The following is a 23,448-nucleotide window of genomic DNA, read 5'->3' on the forward strand; positions in this document are numbered from 1 at the left end:
ACTAGATATATCATACAAGGAGGTGATATTTATGTTGGAAAAACAAGAAATTCTAGCCGTTTATCAAAAAGGACCTCAAGCTATTTGTGATTTAGTTCATCATTTAGAAAATCAAATACAGGATTTAAAAGGACGCATAGAGGAATTAGAAAATCGTTCTAAAAAAAACTCCAAAAATAGTCATAAACCACCTTCTACAGATGGTTTGCGTAAACCTGTTACAAAAAGTTTACGCAAACCGTCTCATCGTCAAACTGGTGGACAGTTGGGCCACAAAGGACATACTCTTGGTTTGACAACGACTCCAGATCATACGATTACGTATTCTCCTACATATTGTACTTGTTGTAATAATTCCTTGAACCACGAACCTGTAAAAGGATACCGCATTCGCCAAGTTTATGACTTACCACCTATCCAGATAGAAGTGACAGAACATAAAGTAGAACAGAAAGAATGCCCACATTGCCATGCCATCCAAGAAGTCCAGTTTCCTTCTACAGTCTCTCGTCCTGTCCAATATGGCCCGAATATAAAAAGACTGATTCCCTATTTAACGCATTATCAATGCCTTTCTTTGAAACGAACAAAAGAATCCTTTCAGGATTGTTTTGGACATTCTATAAGCGAAGGGACCTTGGTGAATCATACACAGACTTTCGCTTCTCAATTGCAGCCATTCATAAAAGAAGTAAAGGAAAAGATTCTTCAGTCTCCTGTTGTCCATTTTGATGAAACCGGCATGCGTGTAGAAAATAAAACACAATGGTTACATACTGCCAGTACACCGGAGGTAACATTTCAACATATTCATCAAAAACGTGGAAAAGAAGCAATGGATGCGGGAGAAATCTTGCCATCTTTTTCTGGAATCGCGATGCATGATGGTTGGAAATCGTATGATGCGTATACAGATTGTCGTCACGTTTTATGTAATGCCCATCTCTTACGAGATTTGCAAGGAATTATAGATAGTACGGGAGAAAAATGGGCACAACAGATGCAGAAATTTCTAACGCAAGCTTTGACGATGAAAAAGTAATACGAAAGTACCATGCCAAAAGCGGCGCAAAAGAATCTGTTTACCATTTATCAATCCATATTGAAAGAACAACAGGTTCTTTCTGCAAAACCAAAAAAGAAAGGAAAGCAAACGCCTTCTCAAAATTTATGGAATCGCTTCGTCAAATACGCTGACAGAATTCTAGCGTTCTTAGGACATCCAGACATTCCATTTGATAACAATCAAGCGGAACGGGATATTCGGATGACAAAAGTAAAACAGAAAGTGTCTGGGACATTTCGAAGTAAGAGCCTGTTTATAGTCTTAGAGCCTGTTTATAGTCTTATAAATATGTTAAGATGTATGCAAAAACAGGAGATGAGTGTATGTCTTATCCAAGTGATATCAGCCGTGAAAAATTCGAGATCATTCGTGAGGAACTAGAAACGTTTAGCAAACGCACAAGTCCGCGAAAGTATGACCTTTATGATGTGTTCAATGCACTACTCTATGTTCTGAGTACAGGCTGCCAGTGGCGTGCTTTACCAAAAGATTATCCCAAATGGCAAAATGTTTACCGCTACTATGCAAAATGGAGTAAATCCAATGCCGAAGGTAGTAGTCTATTAGAGACCTTATTAAAAAAATTGTTGGGCAAATAAGGGAAGCAGTGAATCGCCCCAAAAGCTCTAGCTTTAATATTGTCGGTGCCCAAAGTGTTAAGAATGCAGATACGGCTGAACAAAAAGGTTATGATGGTGGTAAGAAAGTTTCTGGTATTAAACGACATATCAGTGTAGATATTCTTGGATTTCCCCATGCAATCCATGTTACCACTGCCAATGTCACAGATCGAAAAGGCGCACTCGAAATGTACGAGCAATATCCTGAATTGAAAGAAACCATAGAAGCCATCCTCACGGATGGTGGGTACACAGGAGAAAAGTTTCAAAAAGAAATTCAAAAGCTATTGAATGCTGAAGTACAAGTTGCCAAGCGGTCCGAATTGCATCAATTTCAAGTGATCCCTAAAAGATGGATCGTAGAGCGCTCATTTGCTTGGTTAGAAAAATACAGACGATTGTTCAAAAATGTAGAGAGAAAACTAGAAACAAGTAAACAAATGGTTGTCCTAGGATTTATCGCTATTTTAATAAAAAAATAAGACTATAAACAGGCTCTTATAAATATGTTAGGATGTATGCAAAAACAGGAGATGAGTGTATGTCTTATCCAAGTGATATCAGCCGTGAAAAATTCGAGATCATTCGTGAGGAACTAGAAACGTTTAGCAAACGCACAAGTCCGCGAAAGTATGACCTTTATGATGTGTTCAATGCACTACTCTATGTTCTGAGTACAGGCTGCCAGTGGCGTGCTTTACCAAAAGATTATCCCAAATGGCAAAATGTTTACCGCTACTATGCAAAATGGAGTAAATCCAATGCCGAAGGTAGTAGTCTATTAGAGACCTTATTAAAAAAATTGTTGGGCAAATAAGGGAAGCAGTGAATCGCCCCAAAAGCTCTAGCTTTAATATTGTCGATGCCCAAAGTGTTAAGAATGCAGATACGGCTGAACAAAAAGGTTATGATGGTGGTAAGAAAGTTTCTGGTATTAAACGACATATCAGTGTAGATATTCTTGGATTTCCCCATGCAATCCATGTTACCACTGCCAATGTCACAGATCGAAAAGGCGCACTCGAAATGTACGAGTAATATCCTGAATTGAAAGAAACCATAGAAGCCATCCTCACGGATGGTGGGTACACAGGAGAAAAGTTTCAAAAAGAAATTCAAAAGCTATTGAATGCTGAAGTACAAGTTGCCAAGCGGTCCGAATTGCATCAATTTCAAGTGATCCCTAAAAGATGGATCGTAGAGCGCTCATTTGCTTGGTTAGAAAAATACAGACGATTGTTCAAAAATGTAGAGAGAAAACTAGAAACAAGTAAACAAATGGTTCTCCTAGGATTTATCGCTATTTTAATAAAAAGATAAGACTATAAACAGGCTCTAAGAAAGGTGCAGAATCCTTTTGTCAGATACGAAGTTTTATTAGCACCATGAAAAAACAAAAACAATCTGTCTTACAAGCTATAAGCCAGGTCATAGAAACCGGAACGGTTCCTTGGAATATCACTACTTCATAAGAACCTGTCTGAAATCTGTGGTATGATTTATACAAAAAAGGGTTCTGGTGCAAAAAATACTGTCGTTGTGTACACTAGAAATATTCATAAATAAAGGACGGTTATGACGATGACAAAACCAGTGGATTTTAAATGGAAGCATTATGAGCCAGAAATGATTCTATTAGCAGTTAGATGGTACCTCCGGTACAGTTTAAGCTATCAAGATTTGGTAGAAATGATGGAGGAACGTGGTTTGTCCATTGCTCATACAACGATTATGCGCTGGGTTCATCGATATGGATCGGAGCTAGATAAACGTGTTCGTCCTCATTTGAAGAAAACAAATGATTCCTGGCGTGTCGATGAAACCTATATCAAAGTAAAAGGAAAATGGATGTACTTGTATCGTGCGGTGGATTCCGAAGGAAACACTGTTGATTTTTATTTGAGTAAAAATAGAAAAACAAAATCAGCTAAACGCTTCTTCAAAAAAGCCTTAGCTTCTTGTCATACCTCAAAACCTCGTGTGCTCACAGTTGATAAAAATCCTGCCTATCCAAAAGCCGTGAAACAATCACAAAAAGCAGGGAACCTACCATCAGGAATCCAGTTACGACAAATAAAATATCTAAACAATATGGTCGAACAAGACCATCGATTTATCAAAAAACGAGTCAGGTATATGCTCAGATTTCAGTCTTTCCAAACCGCGTCAACGACGCTAGCTGGAATCGAAGCTATGCATATGATCAAAAAAGGACAAACTTTTCAGGGAGAGAAGTCTGTCCGAAACCAGATACAATTCATCAATAATCTCTTCGGTCTCACTGCGTAACAGTGGAGTCATTCTCTTTTTATATTTGATTATCTTTGCACCAGAACCAAAAATAGCACCTACAAACACTGTAAGTGCTATTTCTATATATTCATGATTGTAAAATCTCTCTTATTTCTTCTACACGTAATCCTGTGAATTTTGCAATATCCTCTACAGGCATTCCGTTTTTATGCATACCACGAATTAATTGCATTTTTCCTTCCTCACGAGCATGAGCTAATTTTGCCTGTTCATCAAATAAAACCTTTTCTCTGGCTTCATATTGTAATCGGAAGGAACTGTTTTGACTCATGTCTTCCCATTTATTCATTGCCTTTTGTAGCATTGGGTCTTGGTTCATCGCAATTTCCTCCAATGTATGGGTTAAATATTCATCCTCATGTGCCGGTAAAAGTAATAACCAGCGAGCAAATGCATTTTCCCATGGATTAATTTTTTCTTCTCTCCATTGCTGAAGCAATTTTGGAATTTCAATGAAATGAATTTCTAAATCGTCCAGTAATACTTGTTGTTGTTGGCGACTCCATAACTGACCTGTGGTTTGAATATCCTCAAAGTTAGGAAACAAACGGAAATCTAATAAATTAATTGCAATTGTTTTTCGAAGAGAACGATATGGCATCCCTTTTTCAATTTGAGATGTATACAATTTTGACCAATAGTACAGCGATCTTTTAACCATATCTTGTGTGTTTCGAACCTGTATTTCTATATTTACTTTTGTACCATTATCAAGTGTAGCAAGTATATCTAGTATGGATAATTTGTCATTTTCATACTCTTGATGAAGATGTGGATCTTCGATTTGTAATGTTTGAATGGGTGCAGATAGGGATTCTTGTAAAATCGCGTTGAGAAAGCTTGTTAAGAGTTCTTCGTTCCCCTTCACGCCAAATAATTGTTTAAAAGCGAAGTCCACTCGTAAATTGACTAATTTATTACTCATGTATTATATCACCCGTCCTTTATTGTCTCTAACGGTTCTCATTATCATTGTACAAAATAAAGTTTAGAAGAGGCAAACTTACACAAATAAAAAAAGATAGGCACATTCTTAATTAGTGTCTATCTTTTGGATAACTCCATTATTTAATTCTAACCTACGTAAATTTACCACACATTATTAACCATTCACTTATGTACTACAATATGCTCTTCCAGAATGGGTATATCTTATATTAGATTGCTGCACAATCGCTATTTTAACGATTCACAGTTTGGGAATCCATAACTCACAGAATCTTTATCATGATTCTACAAGATTAACGGATTTATTCTGTGATTTTCAGATGAAATGAAGCCTGTTCATTTTAATTTTGTTATGATGAAAACAACACCATAACAAGAAAGGAGCAAAATTAATATGACAAAGACACCTGAACCCAATTGGCAGCCAATCAGTTCCCTGTCGCTGATTACTGACATGATTGATGGGCAACTAGAGGAGGCTCAAGAACAATATACTCTTCTATTGGCAGCACAACAAAAAACATATGTGTTAGATGAATACACAGTACATCGGGTTCTGGTGCAAAAAATACTGTCGTTGTGTACACTAGAAATATTCATAAATAAAGGACGGTTATGACGATGACAAAACCAGTGGATTTTAAATGGAAGCATTATGAGCCGGAAATGATTCTATTAGCAGTTAGATGGTACCTCCGGTACAGTTTAAGCTATCGAGATTTGGTAGAAATGATGGAGGAACGTGGTTTGTCCATTGCTCATACAACGATTATGCGCTGGGTTCATCGATATGGATCGGAGCTAGATAAACGTGTTCGTCCTCATTTGAAGAAAACAAATGATTCCTGGCGTGTCGATGAAACCTATATCAAAGTAAAAGGAAAATGGATGTACTTGTATCGTGCGGTGGATTCCGAAGGAAACACTGTTGATTTTTATTTGAGTAAAAATAGAAAAACAAAATCAGCTAAACGCTTCTTCAAAAAAGCCTTAGCTTCTTGTCATACCTCAAAACCTCGTGTGCTCACAGTTGATAAAAATCCTGCCTATCCAAAAGCCGTGAAACAATCACAAAAAGCAGGGAACCTACCATCAGGAATCCAGTTACGACAAATAAAATATCTAAACAATATGGTCGAACAAGACCATCGATTTATCAAAAAACGAGTCAGGTATATGCTCGGATTTCAGTCTTTCCAAACCGCGTCAACGACGCTAGCTGGAATCGAAGCTATGCATATGATCAAAAAAGGACAAACTTTTCAGGGAGAGAAGTCTGTCCGAAACCAGATACAATTCATCAATAATCTCTTCGGTCTCACTGCGTAACAGTGGATTCCTAACGGAGTCTGTCATTCTCTTTTTATATTTGATTATCTTTGCACCAGAACCGAAAAAGGTAAGTTCTAACCAAACTGACACATACTATTTTGATGTAGAAACATGTAAACACTGTCCGTTTAAAGAAGGGTGCTATAAAAAAGGTGCTAAAAGTAAGACTTATTCTGTAACTATTAAATCTAATGAACATACAGAACAAGCCAAATTTCAAGAAACCAACTATTTTAAGGGGAAATCCAAAGAACGTTATAAAATAGAGGCTAAAAATAGTGAATTAAAACATAGACACGGGTATGATGTTGCGAAATCCTCGGGTCTCATTGGCATGGAATTACAAGGGGCTATGACTATTTTTACAGTGAATTTAAAAAGAATATTGAAATTAATGGATTAAAATAATGAACTGATAGCCCTGATTCATGCAAAAAACGACGCTACAATTCATATTCTGAACTATAGCGTCGTTTTTTTATTATCATTTTTTAATCTGCACAAAAATCCGAAGGATTTTCAGTGGCTTCGCTGTTAGCACCCTCCTTTTTAGGTATTTAAATATGTTCTTCATGATCAGTATAAACATCAACGTATTCGTATGCTGGTGCAGGCGGTCTACCATGATCAGCTTGTGATGTATAAGATTCTGCAAAACTTCCAATAGGCCTCACTATACATGCCCATAAACTTAAGAGATTTTAATACCCTTTTTCGGGGGGGGGGGAGCAATTTGACACGAAGCCTTTAAAGGCATAAATCGTTCAACAAGAACCCATACGTATCAATGGCTGGCGTATCAAATCAGGCTATCATGCCCTCTTCTCTAAATAAAGTTTTCTGCAAGAAACTTCGCTGCAATTCTCTGCACTTTTATTCTGCAAAAACATCTAAGAAACACGGAAAAAAGCTAAACGTACTGCATCAAATTTGAGGTTTAGGGTCAGGGTTCCACCTATTGAAACCGGTTGTCCACTAAAATTAAATAACTGAATTTTTGTACCTGCTGGGATTTCAACTGAAAATCCAAAACAAATGACTTCTTGCCCTGCGGATTCACCATAATTTGTTCCAGTCGGCCCCAATTGTACACCGTTGAATACTACCCCGACACCAAATGGTCCAGCCTGATTACTCGCGGGCATCATAGCACCAGTAAAAAAATAAGTGCCAGGTACTTCAATTGTAAAAGTATCAATTCCATTAAATGTGACATTATTAGACACAACAGAAAACGGTGAAAGAAATTGTATAGGAGTTAAATCAGCGACAGTCTGAAGAGCCTTCGAGACAATCTCAGCATAGGCAGGTGGAAATGTCCCAGTCGGTCCGGTAACCCCAGTAGCCCCAGTTGTTCCAGTCGGTCCGGTAACTCCAGTAGCCCCAATTATTCCAGTTGGCCCGGTAACTCCAGTAGCCCCAGTTATTCCAGTTGGCCCGGTAACTCCAGTAGCCCCAGTTATTCCAGTTGGCCCGGTAACTCCAGTAGCCCCAGTTATTCCAGTTGGCCCGGTAACTCCAGTAGCCCCAGTTATTCCAGCTGGTCCGGTAGCCCCCGGTTCACAAGCAAGACATGCTATATATCCAGCAAAAAGTGCTTGTAATTGTTGTAATAGGGTTAATAAATTTGTTTGTTGAGATCTGCCTAGTTGTAATGCTGCAAGTACTTGATTTAATACAACTTCTAGTGCTTGCAATGCCATGATTGTAGCACAGCATGAAAATGGATTCGCATCTAATTGATTTTGTACAGCATTAATTGTATCTTGTAATTCTAGTTTTAAATTATTACAGATAGGTGCACATGTACTCCATACTAATAAATCGTTTAATGCATTTTCGATTTGGGTGATGGTTTGCTGTGATGGGGGGCAGAAACAGCCGGATGGAAACGCAACTACGAGTTCTTCTAGGATATCCTCCAAGTTTTTTGGGGGGTGAAGAGAATTCGCATTTGATTGTAGATTTGCACGCTTTTTTAACAATCCTTGTAGATAGCTTTCTATTGAATTTTGTTCGTTCAAAAGTGATTCGCTCCTTTAAAATTATTTTGGTGATAAAAAATCGGAGTATATGACGATGCATATTCCTTTAATAAGATATGTAAAGTAAGCACTGGTGGTTTGTATTTTTTATAAAATGATTGGTTTTTCATTGGTTCTGGTGCAAAGAATAAGCAAAGATTACATAAGATAGGGGGTCTCTTCGCCCATTCTCCAAAACGTTAACTACTCCAAATTAGTAGTAGTTAACGTTTTGGATTATCTGGACCATTTGGTGATGGTAAAACAACTTTATGTATGATAACAACGAGTTTGCTTAGTCCCACTGAAGGATTAACCTTACTAATCGATTTTGTAACATAAACATTCATTTTTGTTACATTTTCGCCGGAGGAAAAATTGTTGATGGGCATGCGGTACTATCCATATGTTTATCAAATGTATAATTCACATTAAGGATGTTCAATATAGCGCTATCATTATAAAATTAATACAATAGCATAACTAAATGATTCAAATTGATCTAATCAGGAAGGAGAATAGATGCGTAAACTCAAAGAATATGACTTAGCTTATATTTGCTATTATTCGGAGAGAATAGAGTTAGCACATATTGCAACTGGTTTTTCTCCTAAATTTACACAAAAAGAACTAACCAAGTTGATTCAAGATTTAAAAGGTCAGGAACTATTTAATTTTTACAAGAGTACCTACGAAGAAATGTTCGAAGAATGAAGAGGAGGATACTTATATGTTAATGAAATGGGAGTATGAACGCTTTGCATCAGATAAAGAATGTATCGAACTTGCGTTATCCATATGGAAAGAATGGATGAGTAAACGGACTACATATACGTATGATCTAGCAGCTGAAGGTACGATGTACGTCGTCAACCACATGAAATTATATGACCATCAAGTTTCTATCATCTTTGATTTTTTTGATGAATATTTAAATTTATTAGATCATGGAGAAGAACAAGCTGAAGCTTTTTATAAAACCATTATGAGGATGTAATAGTTATTCCTAACACAGCATATATTAAAACAGACACCGAGAGAAGTTTATATAAAACAGACGCTTTCAACTTAAAAAGGCGTCTTTTTATTTTTTAGTCATATAATATTTTTTCACATATATATTAAGAATGTTATCGGAGAATCCGCATAGGAAAAGACACTTTCAACGAGGAGAGTGTCTTTTTTCGTATTCCAACATGTTACTACATAAAATAAAATTACACTCGTTACTTTTGTATAGTAATCATCCTATATAACAAGGGCGCTCTTGTTTTTATTATTCATGTCCATATTGGGGTTTCTTGCCCATCCCCTCCAAAAGGTACATTAAGGATTTATTCCATAAAAGGAAATGTCTCTGAATCAGTCTGCCCTATTTGATTCAGAGACATTTTAGTGATTCTATTCGTAAGAATAGATACAGCGAAGTTAAGATTCTTTCATTAGCCCACGTTTTTCAATCTCACGATATAATGTTGATTTTGTTACAGTCGTCTTTTTCTCAATTTGCTTAATCGTGTATTTTCTCGTTTTCCAAAGATCAATGGCATGATCTACTAAATCCTTGTTTTTTCCTTTACGTCCAAACTTTACTCCATGTTCCCTCGCTCTGAGCTTACCGGCCATCGTCCGCTCACGAATGAAATTACGTTCCATTTCCGCGAACAGCCCCAACAGCGTAACCATTGCTTTGGTCATAATATCGTTGTTCCGGCGTGTGTCAATCCCGTCAGATATGCAAACGAGATGAATCCCCCTCTCAGTAAATGATTCGTAGGTCTTCAACACATCAGATATGGATCGTCCCATTCGATCTAATTTGTAACCAACCACCGTATCACCGGGTTGCACTACTTCTAGTAACTGCTTAAATTCTGTACGGTCATTCACATTCTTACCTGATATCTTTTCACAAAATAGCTTATCGACACCATATCGTTGTAATTCTTCGATTTGCATTTCTAAATCTTGATGTGCAGCTGACACGCGAGCATATCCATAAACATTCCCCATTTAAATTCCTCTTTCCTGTAGATTTCCTCTTGATTATAACCTTACATTTAGGGAGAATAAATAGGGAACGTACTAGACTAGGAAAATGGGGGTTCCTAAAGATTTCCCTAAAATCTGAAATTTAGGGAATATAACGAGCTATATATGCTATGTCACAGGGAGGACAAATATTATGGATATCGAAAAAAATACAACGAACCAAAAACGGTTGAGAATTCTTAATGAAGATGAAATACAAACGATTTATTCTATACCGAACTTTACCTATGAAGATCGCTGTCAATATTTTTCCCTCACTCAACCAGAAAAAGAATTGTTAACAACGTGCTTATTTTTATATTCTTTTAACACATATGTTAAAAATTGCTGAACCGTTTCAGCATTACAGCACTCTGCTTTTGTACAGAGAAATTTACCAGTGATTGCATCAATCGTACCGAATAAAGACGTTGAAATACGCTTTCCTAACACTGCAATTTTCTTTTGTTTCCCTTTTGCAAACCATGTAGCATGAACGGTTTGACTATCTCTAAAGTGACATTCATCTTGATATAAGAGTACAGTATTTTCATCAATTAAGTTTTTTTTATCATATCTAATTGTTTTTGAAACTGTATTTGTTTTTCTTTATTCGCTTTTTTCAATACATAAGTAGCATTTGTATAGGAAAAATTCATCCGATGTAACATTTTACGGATGCCTTCACGCGACATACAAATAGCAAATTTCTCTTTGATGACGTATTGGATATTGCGTGTATTCCAGAAAGCTTCTTGACCGAATTGCAACTCCGCTGGAGTTGTATTTAAAATGAGTTGCTTCAATTCTCCCTGTTGTTGCTTAGTTAAATACGGCTTTTTACCTGGGATTTGTTTGCGAGTAAGTAATCCTTCTAGTGCGTGTTCTTTGAATTTTTTCACATAACGAGCAACGCTTTGACGATGCATACCAAGTATGGCCGCTACGTCCACCATTGTATATCCTTCCATTACCATTCGAACAGCTGTAATACGTCGTTGACGAGAAGTTTGTTTTTCTTTTTTCTCTAATTTTCGTAAATCTGATATTGTTAAAGGTTGTGATTTTTGTATTTTATGTGGCATAGCGTATCTTTCTCCCCTTATGCTTTTTACAAACATTATCGGGTATCCGGAAACGATTTATACATGATGATATTTTATAGTGGACTTATATAAATCGTACTTGTAGTGGTAGATTTTTGATGCTTTTGAGGTTTCTTCTTCCCAATACCAAGACGCTGTTCAAGAAAAGTGCTAATACCATATAAAACATTTTTAGAACCATTAATTCTAATTCTTGGTCTTATATATTGTTTACGTGCGCATATTGTATCTAATGTATAGTGTAAACGTATATAAGTTTGTACAAACACATCTTCATTAAAATTTCCTACCGGATAATTTCGGACTTGATGTGTTTTTGGTGTCCATCCAAGTTTCTTTATTTGTAAAATAAAAGGGTGATTTGAATTATAAACTAAATTCCACTGTGTATATGTTCCGTATTCTTTATCTATATCCCTATCAAACATAGAAACTGGATTCCTCACTATTTGTTTAAAACGATTCAAAATTTCTTTATTTGGGGACCTTAAAACGAAATATGTAGTGTTCTGTGAACCAAATCCCCAAACCATTGCAAGTGCTTCTGCAAATTCATCTGAACGAAAAAATTGTTCATCATCCTTCTTTATATCAAACAATTCTAACTGTATATGCTTTTCCATCTTCCACCTCCGCCTCTATGCGCTATTACTCATTTTCTTCCGATATTGATTGCGACCTTCGAGGACTCACTGGTAATGGATTTTTCCAGTTATCCATTTTCATATTTCTTTTTAATTCTTTGTTTTTAAGGTTAAATAGTTCAGGGTTTTTAATCATTAATATTTCTTCTTCATAATTAGTTATTTTTTTTGTACAGTAACATATTGGTTGTAAATTCTAATTAACCAGGCTGTATAAACTAGCACTGTAACTAACAAAATGATTGAATATGCACTTAAAGAAAGGTTCATATACTTGATAATTAAATCACGGGATAATAAAAACATAATTGGAACAAGCGAAAAATATTTTAGTGTATTCATTTTAAATCTAAGCGTTTCTATTCGACCTTCTAACCATAATTTATGAAATTCAATTAATTCTATAGAGTGTTCATATTTATATCTTAGTCTTTTTAAACTTTGAAAATCCCGTAAAGATTGATACCGTTTATAGCATTCTAAAGATAAGAGTAAGACTATTGCTGTATAAAGAAGATCCTTAGATATGTTATTCCAAAAAGGTTGTAGTAAATTCATTAAATTCACATCATAAATAGTTTTCATAAATATATGGGTTATTATAATGATCGTGCCTAATACGAATAATTCAAAAAGCATACGGATTAAAACTGCTTTAACTCTATAAAAGTTTTCCCAGTTAATAAAAATCACACCTTTCTATATTTTCAGAATTCTATACTTTCATATTAGCATAATTTCTAACTATGCATCATTATATAAAGTCATATTTTTCCTTTCTATAATTAAAAAGTGCGGGATTCCAGCGTCTTAATAGATCATGTAAGATAGCTGTTCATTATATTATGAGGAGCAGTTATGAAAAAAGGTCCCCTTTGTTTTTGAACTGCACCCCAATTGTTAGACACGACTAACAATTGGAGGTGCAGTTTTTTTATGGCTAAATTTTCTTCAAAAGAAAAAATACAAGCAGTAAAACGATATTTAGAAGGCCCAGAAGGCGGGACAAGCATTGCTAAATCTATAGGCGTGGATCAGCGGGTATTTTATCACTGGATTAGCCGATATGAATATTCCGGTGAAAAAGCTTTTGAAAAACGCTATACATCTTACTCTACGCAATTTAAACTAGACGTACTTAACTATATGATTGAAAATAGGACGTCTATCAGGGAAACAGCGGCAATTTTTAATATTCCATCTTATGAAACGGTTCGTAAATGGAAAGTAGCTTATGAAACAGAAGGATTGGATGCCCTACAACTTTAAGAAAAGAGGCATCCGTCTATGAATAATAAAAATCACAAAATAGTGAAAAAGCAATCACCAGTCGAAGGCTCCATTGAAGAACTCCAAGAGGAGTTAGAAAGGTTACGTATGGAGAATGCGTATTTAAAAAAGTTGAATGCCTTAGTTCAAAACAAACAGAAGTCACAAAAAAAGACAAAGCGCAAGTAGTTTATGAATTAAGGCATCAATTTCCGGTACAATCACTTTTAGTGCTTGCCAATATTCCACGTAGCACATATTATTATTGGTTAAAAAATGCCAAACGTCCGGATCCAGATGCAGATTTGAAAGTATTAATTCAAGCTGTTTATCATGAACATGAAGGCCGTTATGGTTATCGCCGTATTCGTGATGAACTTACTAATCGTGGACATAAAATAAATCACAAAAAGATACAACGCATTATGAAAGAATTAGGATTAAAGTGTTTGGTCCGTATGAAGAAATATCGCTCTTATAAAGGAACTGTTGGAAAGATTGCCCCTAATATTTTAGAACGTAATTTCAAAGCAGAAAGGCCAAACGAAAAATGGGTCACGGATATTACGGAGTTTAAATTATTTGGAGAGAAATTATATGTATCGCCAATGTTGGACTTGTTTAATGGTGAAATTATCACGTATACAATTGGTTCAAGGCCAACCTACGCCCTTGTTTCTAATATGTTAGACCAATCCTTTGAACGCTTAACAGATGAGGATGCCCTCCTTATTCATTCCGATCAAGGTTGGCACTATCAAATGAAAAAATACCGTGATTCTCTTCATAAACGTGGTATTACACAAAGTATGTCTCGGAAAGGGAACTGTTACGATAACGCAGTTATCGAAAATTTCTTTGGTATTATGAAATCTGAATTTTTATATCGAAAAGACTTTAAGAATATGGAACATTTTGAACAAGAACTAGCAAAATATATATCTTACTATAATCATAAGAGAATTAAGGCAAAATTAAAGGGTATGAGTCCGATACAATACCGGACCCACGCCCAAAACGCTGCCTAATGAAATAACCATGTCTAACTTTTAGGGGTCACTTCATTTTTAGAAGAGGGCTTTTTTCGTTATTCTTCTTCGTTTTTCATTTCCCTATATAGGGTGGAACTGGAAACACCAGTCATATCTTTGATTTCTTTAACTGTAAATTTTTTAGATTGATATAATTCGATAGCTTGCTGAATTTTCTTTTCATCCTTTTTAGGTCTTCCACCTTGTCTTCCTCTTGCTCTTGCTGCATCTAATCCGGCAACTGTTCTTTCACGAATAATATCTCTTTCAAACTCGGCAAAAACGGCAAACATACCGAACATAGCTCTTCCTGAAGCTGTAGAGGTATCAATGTTATCTTTCAAGGAAATAAAATGGACGTTTTTTTTGCGGATAATATCCATAATCTCATATAGCTGTTTAACAGATCGAGCTAGGCGATCAAGTTTATAAATAATAAAAGTGTCTCCGTCACGAAGCATGTCTAAAGCTATTTTTAATTCTTGTCGATCCTGTTTGGCACCCGATACTTTTTCTTGATAGATACGTTCACATCCATTTTTTTGTAATTCGTCTACTTGCATATCTAAGTTCTGATCTTGTGTACTTACTCTTGCGTATCCTATTTTCATGATCCACTACACCTCTGTTGTTAAATAGTGAAATTTTAACTTTTTATACTCACCGCCTTATAGAAATGTTCTCTCTTTATGTATATATCGTACCATAAACGTACGTATAAGAGATATAGTTTTTGTTATGAGTTTTGGGAGAAGTTTTCGACAAAAAAATAACAAAAAACGATCAATATAAAATTGTCCCAAAAATAATCGTTTTTGGGAGTCTAATTTCATTCGTAAACGTATGAGAAATTAATGAACATCCGTAAATTTTTAATTGAAGGTTTACAAATATTTTTTATGAAGATTACGCATGTTTGTAAAAGTGTACCTTTACGAACGAAAAGAACAGACTATGGAAATAATCTGCCCATAGATAAAAGATGAAATGAAAGTCACTCAAATTCATAGTATAATTAATTTCTAGATAATAAAAAATATTAACACAAAAAAGAACGGTTCTATTGGCATAGTCCGTCCTTTGAGAAGGGAATAATGACAGTTATTCTTCTTTATTATATCGAAAAATACTGAAAATTAAATCTTTTTTATATTGAGAAAATATTCATCCTAAAAAGGAAGGTTATTTTTATGAATAAAGGTGATGCAATTTTAAGGTTGCTATCAGAAATCAAGTTGGAGCTTAAAGAAGTAAAAGAACAGATGGAGAAAATGCAAACAAAGTTAGATACATTAGAACAACAAAATCAGGTGAAGAACAAAATAGAGCGAAAGAAGCCAAAAATAAAACCTGATAAACAAGATAAGCGAGATTGGAAATACCCGGCTAAGCTGAAATGAAAATTGTACAGGAATAAGATCATACAGAAAAAGCGAGGTGATAGGTACATGAATAAAAAAGAATTTGAGGATACCTTACAAAATTTTTCTTTTTTCTTATCTAGTCGTGGAAGAAAGGCATCCACAATTAAACGATATGTCTATGATATTGAGGACTTTGGAAGATGGCTGCAAACATCGAATCGTTTTCAAGAAAAGAACGTATGGAACAAGATAGATAAAGAGGATTTTGAAGCCTATTTTCAGGAACTCATATACAAACGAAAGTATGGAGAGAAAACCATTCATCGTATTGCAGTCGTGTTAAAGAAATTGTATCAGTTCTTGGATATTCCAAGTCCTATTGTAGAAATGCAGGGAATCACTCCACCGAATCGGTCCCTACGCAAGGAGGACTTTATTACGAAGGAAGAAGAGAAAAAACTGAAAAACATTTTTTCTTCTCCTGAAGGATTGTCAGAAGAACAACTTTCCGTTCGACCGCTTCTCATAGATCGAAATGTATCCATCCTATCACTTCTTTTGGATTATGGGCTCACACTACAAGAACTCGTATCGTTACAGATGAAACAGGTGCACTTTGGAAAGAACATGATTACTGTTTTACATAACAAAGGGACTGAGAGAAGGGTCATGTTAAAGGAAGAGGATAAGATACGTTTATTTACGTACTATAAAACGATACCTGAACCTGTTCGTCCTAGATATCATAGTACAGATCCGTTATTGGTTGCATTTGATTTTACACGAGGGACATTTCGTTGGGTGTATGACAATGATGCTCCGAAAGCACTAACAGCCATTGCTGTACAAAAGATGATTCGATTAGAAGTAGCCAGAGCGCAACTGAGAAAAGGAATTTCAGCACAGCACTTACGGAATACCTATATTCTACGCTGTCTAGAAAGGAATATGTCTACAGAGAAAATCATAAAAAGAACAGGATTCCTTTCTCATTTATCAGTAAAGCGTTATGTAGAATATGCAAATCAGCATTCACATGGAAAATAGTTTGAAAAGAATCAATTTCTATGGCATACTAAAATAGTATAAGTTTATCTTTAGAAATGTAACGATGGAACCTTTTGCACTGTAGAAAGAATAGTCGTAGAACATGAAAAATACGAAAAGCTCCCTAACTTGTTATACAAATCAGGGAGCAAAAGGTAGTACAGTATCGGTTGCGCTAAGTGTAGCATAAAAAGGTTCATTCGGTCTATATATTTCTGAATATTCAATTTACTTTTAAGTATTAGTTCTTTAGGCTTAGAAGCTCCAGTGGAACAACTAAAGTGTACCGTACACTTTAGTTGTCTAAAATATTGCGTATTTCCGACAGTTCCATATTCGTAAACTTCGCAATATCTTCTATATCCATGCCATTTTTATGCATGCCACGGATTAATTGGATTTTCCCTTCTTCTATACCAACCTCACGAGCATGTGCTAATTTTGCTTGTTCATCAAATAACACTTTTTCCCGTGCTTCATATGCGAGACGGAAAGAGCTACTCTGACTCATATTTTCCCATTTGTGGATTGCCTTTTGTAACATCGGGTCTTGTTTCATAGCGATGTCCTCCAGTGTGTGGGTCAAATGCTCATCTTCATGCGCTGGTAGTAAAAGTAACCAACGAGCAAATTCATTTTCCCACGGATTAATTTTTTCTTCTCTCCATTGCTGTAGCAATTTCGAAATTTCAATGAAATGGATTTCTAAATCTTCGAGTAACACTTCCTTGTGTTGTTGACTCCAAAATTGTCCGACTGTATGCATGTCATCATATTGAGGAAAGAGATCAAAATCTAATAGATTAATCGCAATCGTTTTTCGTAAAGAACGATAGGGCATCCCTTGCTCTAATTGAGATGTATACAATTTACTCCAATAATACAGGGAACGTTTTACTATCTCTTGTGTATTTCGTAACTGTATTTCTACATTTACCTTCGTCCCATCTTGAAGTGTAGCTAATATATCTAGTATGGATAATTTATCTTCTTCATATTCTTTATGGAGGTGTGGGTCTTCAATTTTTAGCGATACTATCGGTATAGATAAGGATTCATGCAAGATTGCATTTAAAAAAGAAACCAATAATTCCTCTTGTCCTTGTACACCAAATAATTGCTTAAAAGCAAAATCCACTCGTAAATTCACTAAAGGTTGATTCATAAAGTGAGTCACCTTTCTTATTTCATATTCTATCTTTTTTGTTATGCCCCTTTTTCGGGGGAATGGGCAAAGAAAGTATATATCTATTGTAGCGGAGGAAGGAGAGAAGAAGCAACCCTTGTTGTCATTTTTGATGTGTTTTGTTTTTATAAACATTATGGTACGTGAAATTTTATATAATTTCTTGTATATGCACCTATCCTCACTGATTTATATCCCTTTCTACCTGAAATATTTACTACCCATCTTTTCATCCTCTTATCTCCTTGTATTTTAGCTCTTTGCCTTCCAAGAATAAAACGCATTCAGAATCTCCTTATCTTTCGTTAGAGAGGAATCTGGGCGTTCGTTTTTTATCCCTCTCGACTAATGAATTGGATATAATAACCATTTTCAGGAGTATTTAAGTAAGCAGAGCATTCTCCTGCGCTTCCTGAATTACATGTGAATCGTCAAATGAGACGAACAGTAATACACCGCTCGGTGTTTTAACTCTTCATACGTGTATAACTTTTGCTTATCAAATAATTTCGGATGTTTCTTTCTATAGTATCCAAACAATTCTTCTCCATTTTTCCGTATGCGATACCGACGCGTTTGTCTGATTGTACCTGGTATTTCTTCAGGAGCAAACTGTTTGAGTATTTGTAATGCTTGTGAAGATGGAATTTCTTCCCCTGTTACATATAAATGAATAAAGATAAGTTCTTTTATTGTTATATAATTGTAATGTGAATTCTCGCCCATAGAATAATCCCCTCCTCGGTCATTATTTTTATCCGCACATGACTAGGCAAATAAACGAATCTATCTGTTTAGCCTAGCAATATCTTCAGCATTTGTTTCACTTTTTCATCGTCCACTCGATAAAATACTTCTAATCCTTTTCGCTCATATGCTACGACTTTATGTAATTTTAACTTGCCAAGATATTGTGAAACAGTGGGTTGTGGTATGGCGAGATACCGTTGTAATTCAGAAACATTTAATGAATTTTTCTTTATTATTTGACGTACAATTTGGAGACGGACAGGGTGTGCTAATGCCCTTACTACTTCTGCAACACGTTCTAATTCCTTTGGATCCGTGTAAAAGGCAGTTTTCATCTTTTTTCCTCTCCCATTCCTTTTATACAGAGTATTCCCTCTATATAATACATTTTTCTGTTATAGAATTTACATCTCACAAACTATCTTGCACCATTTCATTTACACCTTTATACTGAAACAAGTATACAGAACAATAAGAGGTGCCTTATGAACAAATCAGAATTAATCAAACAAGTTGCCATACAATCCGAACTAACAAAACCACAAGCGAGTCTTGCAGTAGATGCAGTATTAGAGTCCATTCAACATGCACTACAAAATGGGGAACATGTACAGCTACTTGGCTTCGGTTCATTCGAAGTAAGAGAACGTGCTGCACGTGAAGGACGCAACCCACAGACTGATATGATCCCCTTATAGTAGACAGTAAAAAGAAAGCACATTAATCTGTTTACTATGGAGGGGATTTTTCTATGGGCAAAATTAGAGTAACTTATGATATAGAATTTAAGAAAAAAGCAGTAGATTTATACTTGAAAGAAGGAATGGGATACAAAACGGTTGCTAAAGAATTAGGAATTGATCACTCGGTAGTAAGACGTTGGGTGAAACACTTTGAAGCTGAAGGTATCAAAGGACTAGAAGAAAAACGTGGTAAAACGAAAGGTCCAGGTATAGGTAGACCAAAAACCAATCCAGAAGATCCAGAAGCTAAAATGAAACGATTAGAAGCGGAGAATGAAATGTTAAAAAAGCTCTTAGGGATGTAAAAGGAGGAGTGGAATCTGTACCAAAAACGAAGAAGTTTGAAGCCATCAAAGGGCTATCAGAAAAAGGTTATGCAGTTACCATTCTATGTGATATCGCTGGAGTAACTAGAGGTGGGTACTACAAATGGATAAAGCGACAGTTGATGCCTTCTGAAAAACAATTGGAGGATACCGAAATAAAAAAGAAGGTATTGGAGTGTCATAAAAAACTTAAAGGGATTTATGGATACAGGAGAGTACAAGTTTGGCTGAAAGCTACTTATAACCTTCATTTTAATCACAAACGTATACAAAGGTTGATGGGTGAACTAGGTATCAAAGCCATTATTAGGAGAAAACGACCTTATTACGGGAAGAAAGAGGCTTACGTGATTTCAGATAACCATCTGAACAGGGATTTTCAAGCTTCCAAACCAAACGAAAAATGGGTAACAGATATTACCTATTTGATTTTCAATGGACAGAGATTGTACTTATCCGCTATTAAAGACCTATACAACAATGAAATTGTTGCCTATGAAATTAGCCGTAGAAATGACCTGAAACTAGTACTAGACACACTTAAAAAGGCAAGAAAAAAACGAAACGTGAAAGGGATTCTCCTGCATAGTGATCAGGGGTTCCAGTACACATCTCGTCAATATACTCAACTACTCAAAAAATATCAGATGAAGGCTAGTATGTCCAGAAAGGGGAACTGTTGGGACAATGCTTGTATAGAAAGCTTCTTCAGTCACTTTAAGTCAGAGTGTTTTCACCTATACTCTTTCCGCACAGCTGATGAGGTTAAGTTTGCTGTGCGCAAATATATATACTTTTATAATCACCACAGGTTCCAAAAGAAACTAAATAACCTGAGTCCATATAAATATAGAACTCAGGTTGCTTAATTGTGTTTTTTGAATACTGTCTACTTGACAGGGGTCACTCCAGACTGGGGACGCTCTTACCATTCCTGCGAGAAAAACACCTGCCTTTAAAGCGGGGAAAGCATTAAAAGAAGCTGTAAACGCTAAATAATATTTCTTTAACCGTAGCATGAATCCAGTAGGAATCATGCTACGGTTTTATTTTAGAATCGAATTGTAGAGATCGCATGTTTATATACAAACTGTTGCTTTCCTTCCGCCTCTATCAAAATCGAATATACATCATATCCTTGTATTGTTCCTTTAATATGAAGACCTTTCAATAAAATCAGCGTCACATTCTTTTTCTCTTGCATCGCTTCTTGTAATAACCGTTCTTGAAGCGATACCATAGCTTTTGGTCTTTCCTTTTGAAGTGCATGTGGTTTTCTTTCCAACGTTTGATTCCCCCCTTATTCTCAAGCTCTTTCGAGATACTGTTCTAATTCCTCCAGAAGCTGTTTGGCCCCTTCTGGGCTTAACGTCAGCTTTCCATCCGCTAGTTTGATATTCTGGGAAGAAATTTCTCCTGTTATGGGACAAGTACCATATGATTTATATTTTTGTAGAACAATCGTTTCGCCTTCTACAAATATTTCTAGTGGGTCTTTTTTGTGAATGTTGAGTGTACGCCTCGTTTCCCTCGGTATAACAAATCGACCAAGCTCATCCATTTTTCGTACAATACCTGTTGCTTTCATAAGAAATGCCCTCCTTTTGTACACATAGAATATCTCACATCTTATGTGACCGTTTTCATTTTTTAAAAACTGCGTATACTATAAAAAAGTTTATTTCAATCTGTAGAAATAGAGAGGTTTTCCATGTCTACATCTGATATTCTCCACTTACAAAAACAAATTGAGGAAAAGAAGAAACAACTGCGACAGTTGGTAAAGGCATACGAATATACAGACCCCATTGTTCTTGCCTGTAGCCAAGAATTAGATCAATTCGTGTATCTTTTTATGCGTGATTACTCTCCACAAAAAATTAAATGTAAAAAATGATTCCAATTCATCAATAGAATTGGAATCTCACTATACATATGTCCTCTATATTTTACCATAACTGGAGTCTATGTGGACTCAATAAACCAACTTCCGCATAAAAACATGTCATTTGGTATATATTAAGAATAGTAATTCCACCCTACAACATTGATTGCCACTCTAGAATGAAGTCTCCTAACATGATTACAGGTGGAATTATCTATCATTCCTTTAAGATCAAAGAAGACGTACTGATGGTACGTCTTCTTTCTAAGATTTTATCTATATAAGTTGAATTAAAAGGTTACAGCTACTGTTTGTCGAAATATAATAAGTAACATATATTGACAAATGGAGCGGAGCAAAATGACACATGTACACCAAAACGAAAAAGAAAGCCTACTTGTAGCAATGAAAACGACTAAAACGAAACGAATGTATGAACGTTATCAAACGATCTATTTCTATGTACAAGGCTTTTCTATAAAAGAAATAATGAACATGATTGGTCGTTCTGAAAAAACAATCTATAATTATGTGAATGCTTACAAAGAAAAAGGATTGCATGGCTTACTCATGGGACAATCAACAGGAGCACCACGTAAATTAGCCCCTGAACAAGAACAGGAGTTAGTTCAAGTGATTGCATCTCATCTACCCGTTGATGTTGGATTTCCAGCTAAACATAATTGGACTTTATCCATTATCGCTTCTTTCATTAAAAGAGAATGGAACGTAAGTTACACACTTCGCGGGGTGTCTCGACTTTTACATGATTTAGGGCTTAGTTACACAAAACCGACGTATACATTAGCGAAAGCAGACCCGGTGAAACAACAAGAGTTTAGGGAAGTTACCTTCCCCGCCTATAAAAAAACTTTTAAACGAGGAGATTGACCATCTTCTGTTTCAAGATGAGTCCATGATCCGCGATTACCAAGCACTGCAGCATACATGGTTTTTAAAAGGAAAACAACGCAGTATTCCTACTTATGGGAAACACCAAGGTGTTAAACTTATTGGTACACTTAATTATGAAACCGGTGAGTTAGTTTGTGTAGAAGAGGAGCGGTATGATGCCGAAGCATTTCTTCGTTTTCTTCAGCATGTACTTGAACTGTATCCCAACGGGAAAATAGCTCTTATTCTAGATAATGCGCGTATTCATCATGCGAAGCTCATCCAACCACTTTTAAGGAAACACTGTCATCGCTTAGAATTAGTGTTTTTACCTCCCTACAGTCCCGATTTAAATTTAATTGAAGGGGTATGGAAATGGCTCAAATCAGACATCATTCATAATGTTTTTTATTCATCGATTTATGAAATTCAAAAAAATGTACAGGCTTTTATTCAGGAATTAAATCGCACACCTGAAAAAGTGATCGATCGATTATGCATTCGATTGTAATCTTTTAATTCAACTTATATACATAACATAATAATTCCTAAAAAAATAAGATAAGAGCTATCCACTCTTATCTTTTACCTATATTTATTTAAGGTATTATTAAACTACGCGTCGAACACTAATAACATCTAGGCTCGTCACGTTAATGTTTGCAGCAGCATCCACCCAAACAAGAAATCCATCCTCTACACGAATAAAGACCCCTGTTCCATCGATCTGATCTCCACCGGAAAAAACATTAATTCTGTCGCCTTCTCGTAAACCATCTAATCTTCTTCGTCCTTCAAAATTACCCAATTCTCCCACCTCCTCACAGTCTTTCTTCATCGGCTTCTATTACGTTCAACACATTCACGTT

27 protein-coding genes and 5 pseudogenes are annotated in these 23,448 nt (G+C 35.7%); 18 read left to right on the top strand and 14 right to left on the bottom strand.

The features are described 5' to 3' along the window. Positions 1-31 precede the first annotated feature (31 nt). The 4 genes and pseudogenes from tnpC to ACP6L7_RS35380 all read left to right on the top strand — a co-directional run bounded on the left by tnpC (position 32) and on the right by ACP6L7_RS35380 (position 3,975). A pseudogene (gene tnpC / locus ACP6L7_RS35365) lies at positions 32-1,447 on the top strand (IS66 family transposase). After that, a protein-coding gene (locus tag ACP6L7_RS35370; RefSeq protein WP_430529850.1) for an IS5 family transposase occupies positions 1,390-2,168 on the top strand; the annotation gives its coding sequence in 2 pieces (ribosomal slippage) (positions 1,390-1,663 and positions 1,663-2,168; 780 coding nt in all). The pseudogene tnpC and the gene ACP6L7_RS35370 overlap by 58 nt, the downstream one beginning before the upstream one ends. A 59-nt stretch (positions 2,169-2,227) precedes the next feature. Then, positions 2,228-3,006: pseudogene (locus tag ACP6L7_RS35375) on the top strand (IS5 family transposase). A 261-nt stretch (positions 3,007-3,267) separates the two neighbouring features. After that, positions 3,268-3,975, top strand: coding sequence for an IS6 family transposase (locus ACP6L7_RS35380; RefSeq protein WP_430529851.1), 708 nt, complete (start codon positions 3,268-3,270; stop codon positions 3,973-3,975). A gap of 91 nt (positions 3,976-4,066) precedes the next feature. Here the strand turns inward: ACP6L7_RS35380 and ACP6L7_RS35385 are convergent, their stop codons facing one another. Then, positions 4,067-4,924, bottom strand: coding sequence for an Rpn family recombination-promoting nuclease/putative transposase (locus tag ACP6L7_RS35385; protein ID WP_430529852.1), 858 nt, complete (start codon positions 4,922-4,924; stop codon positions 4,067-4,069). Between the two features lie 417 nt (positions 4,925-5,341). Here ACP6L7_RS35385 and ACP6L7_RS35390 point away from each other — a divergent pair, with 417 nt between their 5' ends. The 3 genes and pseudogenes from ACP6L7_RS35390 to ACP6L7_RS35400 all read left to right on the top strand — a co-directional run. Next, positions 5,342-5,566 (top strand): hypothetical protein, encoded by a 225-nt coding sequence (locus tag ACP6L7_RS35390; protein WP_430529853.1) that lies wholly within the window; start codon positions 5,342-5,344, stop codon positions 5,564-5,566. 2 nt (positions 5,567-5,568) lie between these two features. Continuing rightward, positions 5,569-6,276, top strand: a complete 708-nt coding sequence (locus ACP6L7_RS35395; RefSeq protein ID WP_430529854.1) for an IS6 family transposase — start codon at positions 5,569-5,571, stop codon at positions 6,274-6,276. Between the two features lie 82 nt (positions 6,277-6,358). Further along, a pseudogene (locus ACP6L7_RS35400) lies at positions 6,359-6,682 on the top strand (transposase); the annotation flags it as partial. Positions 6,683-7,169: 487 nt separating this feature from the next. Here the strand turns inward: ACP6L7_RS35400 and ACP6L7_RS35405 are convergent. Then, the gene (locus tag ACP6L7_RS35405; RefSeq protein ID WP_430529855.1) at positions 7,170-8,303 is read right to left on the bottom strand and encodes a hypothetical protein; all 1,134 of its coding nucleotides are present in this window, start codon (positions 8,301-8,303) and stop codon (positions 7,170-7,172) included. Between the two features lie 224 nt (positions 8,304-8,527). Next, entirely contained in the window at positions 8,528-8,695 is a 168-nt protein-coding gene (locus tag ACP6L7_RS35410) for a hypothetical protein (protein WP_430529856.1), read from the bottom strand. A gap of 130 nt (positions 8,696-8,825) precedes the next feature. Here ACP6L7_RS35410 and ACP6L7_RS35415 point away from each other — a divergent pair, with 130 nt between their 5' ends. Beyond that, positions 8,826-9,017 (top strand): hypothetical protein, encoded by a 192-nt coding sequence (locus tag ACP6L7_RS35415; RefSeq protein WP_086396259.1) that lies wholly within the window; start codon positions 8,826-8,828, stop codon positions 9,015-9,017. A gap of 16 nt (positions 9,018-9,033) precedes the next feature. Then, positions 9,034-9,300: a hypothetical protein gene (locus ACP6L7_RS35420; RefSeq protein WP_430529857.1), complete on the top strand. Its 267-nt coding sequence runs from the start codon at positions 9,034-9,036 to the stop codon at positions 9,298-9,300. Positions 9,301-9,731: 431 nt separating this feature from the next. On the opposite strand, the gene ACP6L7_RS35425 is transcribed toward ACP6L7_RS35420, so the two are convergent. The 4 genes from ACP6L7_RS35425 to ACP6L7_RS35440 all read right to left on the bottom strand — a co-directional run bounded on the left by ACP6L7_RS35425 (position 9,732) and on the right by ACP6L7_RS35440 (position 12,063). Continuing rightward, on the bottom strand, positions 9,732-10,316 hold the full coding sequence (locus tag ACP6L7_RS35425) for a recombinase family protein (protein WP_430529858.1): 585 nt from the start codon (positions 10,314-10,316) through the stop codon (positions 9,732-9,734). Positions 10,317-10,613: 297 nt separating this feature from the next. Further along, entirely contained in the window at positions 10,614-10,916 is a 303-nt protein-coding gene (locus ACP6L7_RS35430; protein WP_430529901.1) for a transposase, read from the bottom strand. After that, positions 10,892-11,419: a helix-turn-helix domain-containing protein gene (locus ACP6L7_RS35435; RefSeq protein WP_430529346.1), complete on the bottom strand. Its 528-nt coding sequence runs from the start codon at positions 11,417-11,419 to the stop codon at positions 10,892-10,894. The genes ACP6L7_RS35430 and ACP6L7_RS35435 overlap by 25 nt, the downstream gene beginning before the upstream one ends. 74 nt (positions 11,420-11,493) lie before the next feature. Next, positions 11,494-12,063: a hypothetical protein gene (locus tag ACP6L7_RS35440; RefSeq protein WP_430529859.1), complete on the bottom strand. Its 570-nt coding sequence runs from the start codon at positions 12,061-12,063 to the stop codon at positions 11,494-11,496. A 957-nt stretch (positions 12,064-13,020) separates the two neighbouring features. Between ACP6L7_RS35440 and ACP6L7_RS35445 the strand changes: the two are divergent. Further along, a pseudogene (locus ACP6L7_RS35445) lies at positions 13,021-14,381 on the top strand (IS3 family transposase). Between the two features lie 59 nt (positions 14,382-14,440). Here ACP6L7_RS35445 and ACP6L7_RS35450 read toward each other — a convergent pair. Further along, positions 14,441-14,995, bottom strand: a complete 555-nt coding sequence (locus tag ACP6L7_RS35450; protein WP_430529860.1) for a recombinase family protein — start codon at positions 14,993-14,995, stop codon at positions 14,441-14,443. A 579-nt stretch (positions 14,996-15,574) separates the two neighbouring features. Here ACP6L7_RS35450 and ACP6L7_RS35455 point away from each other — a divergent pair. Continuing rightward, entirely contained in the window at positions 15,575-15,784 is a 210-nt protein-coding gene (locus ACP6L7_RS35455) for a hypothetical protein (RefSeq protein ID WP_098259403.1), read from the top strand. A 48-nt stretch (positions 15,785-15,832) separates the two neighbouring features. Continuing rightward, complete coding sequence (locus ACP6L7_RS35460; protein ID WP_430529861.1) at positions 15,833-16,795, top strand: tyrosine-type recombinase/integrase; 963 nt, start codon at positions 15,833-15,835, stop codon at positions 16,793-16,795. Positions 16,796-17,090: 295 nt separating this feature from the next. On the opposite strand, the gene ACP6L7_RS35465 is transcribed toward ACP6L7_RS35460, so the two are convergent. The 3 genes from ACP6L7_RS35465 to ACP6L7_RS35475 all read right to left on the bottom strand — a co-directional run bounded on the left by ACP6L7_RS35465 (position 17,091) and on the right by ACP6L7_RS35475 (position 19,066). Beyond that, entirely contained in the window at positions 17,091-17,960 is an 870-nt protein-coding gene (locus tag ACP6L7_RS35465) for an Rpn family recombination-promoting nuclease/putative transposase (RefSeq protein WP_430529862.1), read from the bottom strand. 438 nt (positions 17,961-18,398) lie between these two features. Further along, the gene (locus tag ACP6L7_RS35470; RefSeq protein WP_427281338.1) at positions 18,399-18,707 is read right to left on the bottom strand and encodes a hypothetical protein; all 309 of its coding nucleotides are present in this window, start codon (positions 18,705-18,707) and stop codon (positions 18,399-18,401) included. 68 nt (positions 18,708-18,775) lie between these two features. Beyond that, positions 18,776-19,066, bottom strand: a complete 291-nt coding sequence (locus tag ACP6L7_RS35475) for an ArsR/SmtB family transcription factor (RefSeq protein WP_006919890.1) — start codon at positions 19,064-19,066, stop codon at positions 18,776-18,778. 150 nt (positions 19,067-19,216) lie between these two features. Here ACP6L7_RS35475 and ACP6L7_RS35480 point away from each other — a divergent pair, with 150 nt between their 5' ends. The 4 genes and pseudogenes from ACP6L7_RS35480 to ACP6L7_RS35495 all read left to right on the top strand — a co-directional run. Then, positions 19,217-19,429: an HU family DNA-binding protein gene (locus ACP6L7_RS35480; RefSeq protein WP_430529863.1), complete on the top strand. Its 213-nt coding sequence runs from the start codon at positions 19,217-19,219 to the stop codon at positions 19,427-19,429. Positions 19,430-19,482: 53 nt separating this feature from the next. Next, complete coding sequence (locus ACP6L7_RS35485; protein ID WP_000516528.1) at positions 19,483-19,779, top strand: transposase; 297 nt, start codon at positions 19,483-19,485, stop codon at positions 19,777-19,779. A gap of 8 nt (positions 19,780-19,787) precedes the next feature. After that, on the top strand, positions 19,788-20,669 hold the full coding sequence (locus ACP6L7_RS35490) for an IS3 family transposase (protein ID WP_430528867.1): 882 nt from the start codon (positions 19,788-19,790) through the stop codon (positions 20,667-20,669). Positions 20,670-20,712: 43 nt separating this feature from the next. After that, positions 20,713-20,799: pseudogene (locus ACP6L7_RS35495) on the top strand (HU family DNA-binding protein); the annotation flags it as partial. 52 nt (positions 20,800-20,851) lie between these two features. Here ACP6L7_RS35495 and hfq read toward each other — a convergent pair. Then, entirely contained in the window at positions 20,852-21,085 is a 234-nt protein-coding gene (hfq, locus tag ACP6L7_RS35500; RefSeq protein ID WP_043938451.1) for an RNA chaperone Hfq, read from the bottom strand. Positions 21,086-21,106: 21 nt separating this feature from the next. Continuing rightward, positions 21,107-21,388 carry an AbrB/MazE/SpoVT family DNA-binding domain-containing protein gene (locus tag ACP6L7_RS35505; protein ID WP_078205736.1) on the bottom strand — a complete coding sequence of 94 codons (282 nt, stop codon included), beginning with the start codon at positions 21,386-21,388 and terminating at the stop codon, positions 21,107-21,109. A 123-nt stretch (positions 21,389-21,511) separates the two neighbouring features. Here ACP6L7_RS35505 and ACP6L7_RS35510 point away from each other — a divergent pair, with 123 nt between their 5' ends. Continuing rightward, the gene (locus ACP6L7_RS35510) at positions 21,512-21,697 is read left to right on the top strand and encodes an aspartyl-phosphate phosphatase Spo0E family protein (protein ID WP_430529864.1); all 186 of its coding nucleotides are present in this window, start codon (positions 21,512-21,514) and stop codon (positions 21,695-21,697) included. A gap of 348 nt (positions 21,698-22,045) precedes the next feature. After that, positions 22,046-23,090, top strand: a protein-coding gene (locus ACP6L7_RS35515) for an IS630 family transposase (RefSeq protein WP_430529657.1) whose coding sequence is annotated in 2 segments (ribosomal slippage) — positions 22,046-22,540 and positions 22,542-23,090 — 1,044 coding nt in all. Because the reading frame shifts where the segments join, the coding sequence is not laid out codon by codon here. 99 nt (positions 23,091-23,189) lie between these two features. Here ACP6L7_RS35515 and ACP6L7_RS35520 read toward each other — a convergent pair. Further along, positions 23,190-23,387 (bottom strand): hypothetical protein, encoded by a 198-nt coding sequence (locus ACP6L7_RS35520; RefSeq protein WP_097833029.1) that lies wholly within the window; start codon positions 23,385-23,387, stop codon positions 23,190-23,192. Between the last annotated feature and the right edge of the window lie 61 nt (positions 23,388-23,448).

Source organism: Bacillus silvicola (genome assembly GCF_050524305.1).
In the GTDB taxonomy this organism is placed as follows: domain Bacteria; phylum Bacillota; class Bacilli; order Bacillales; family Bacillaceae_G; genus Bacillus_A; species Bacillus_A cereus_AT.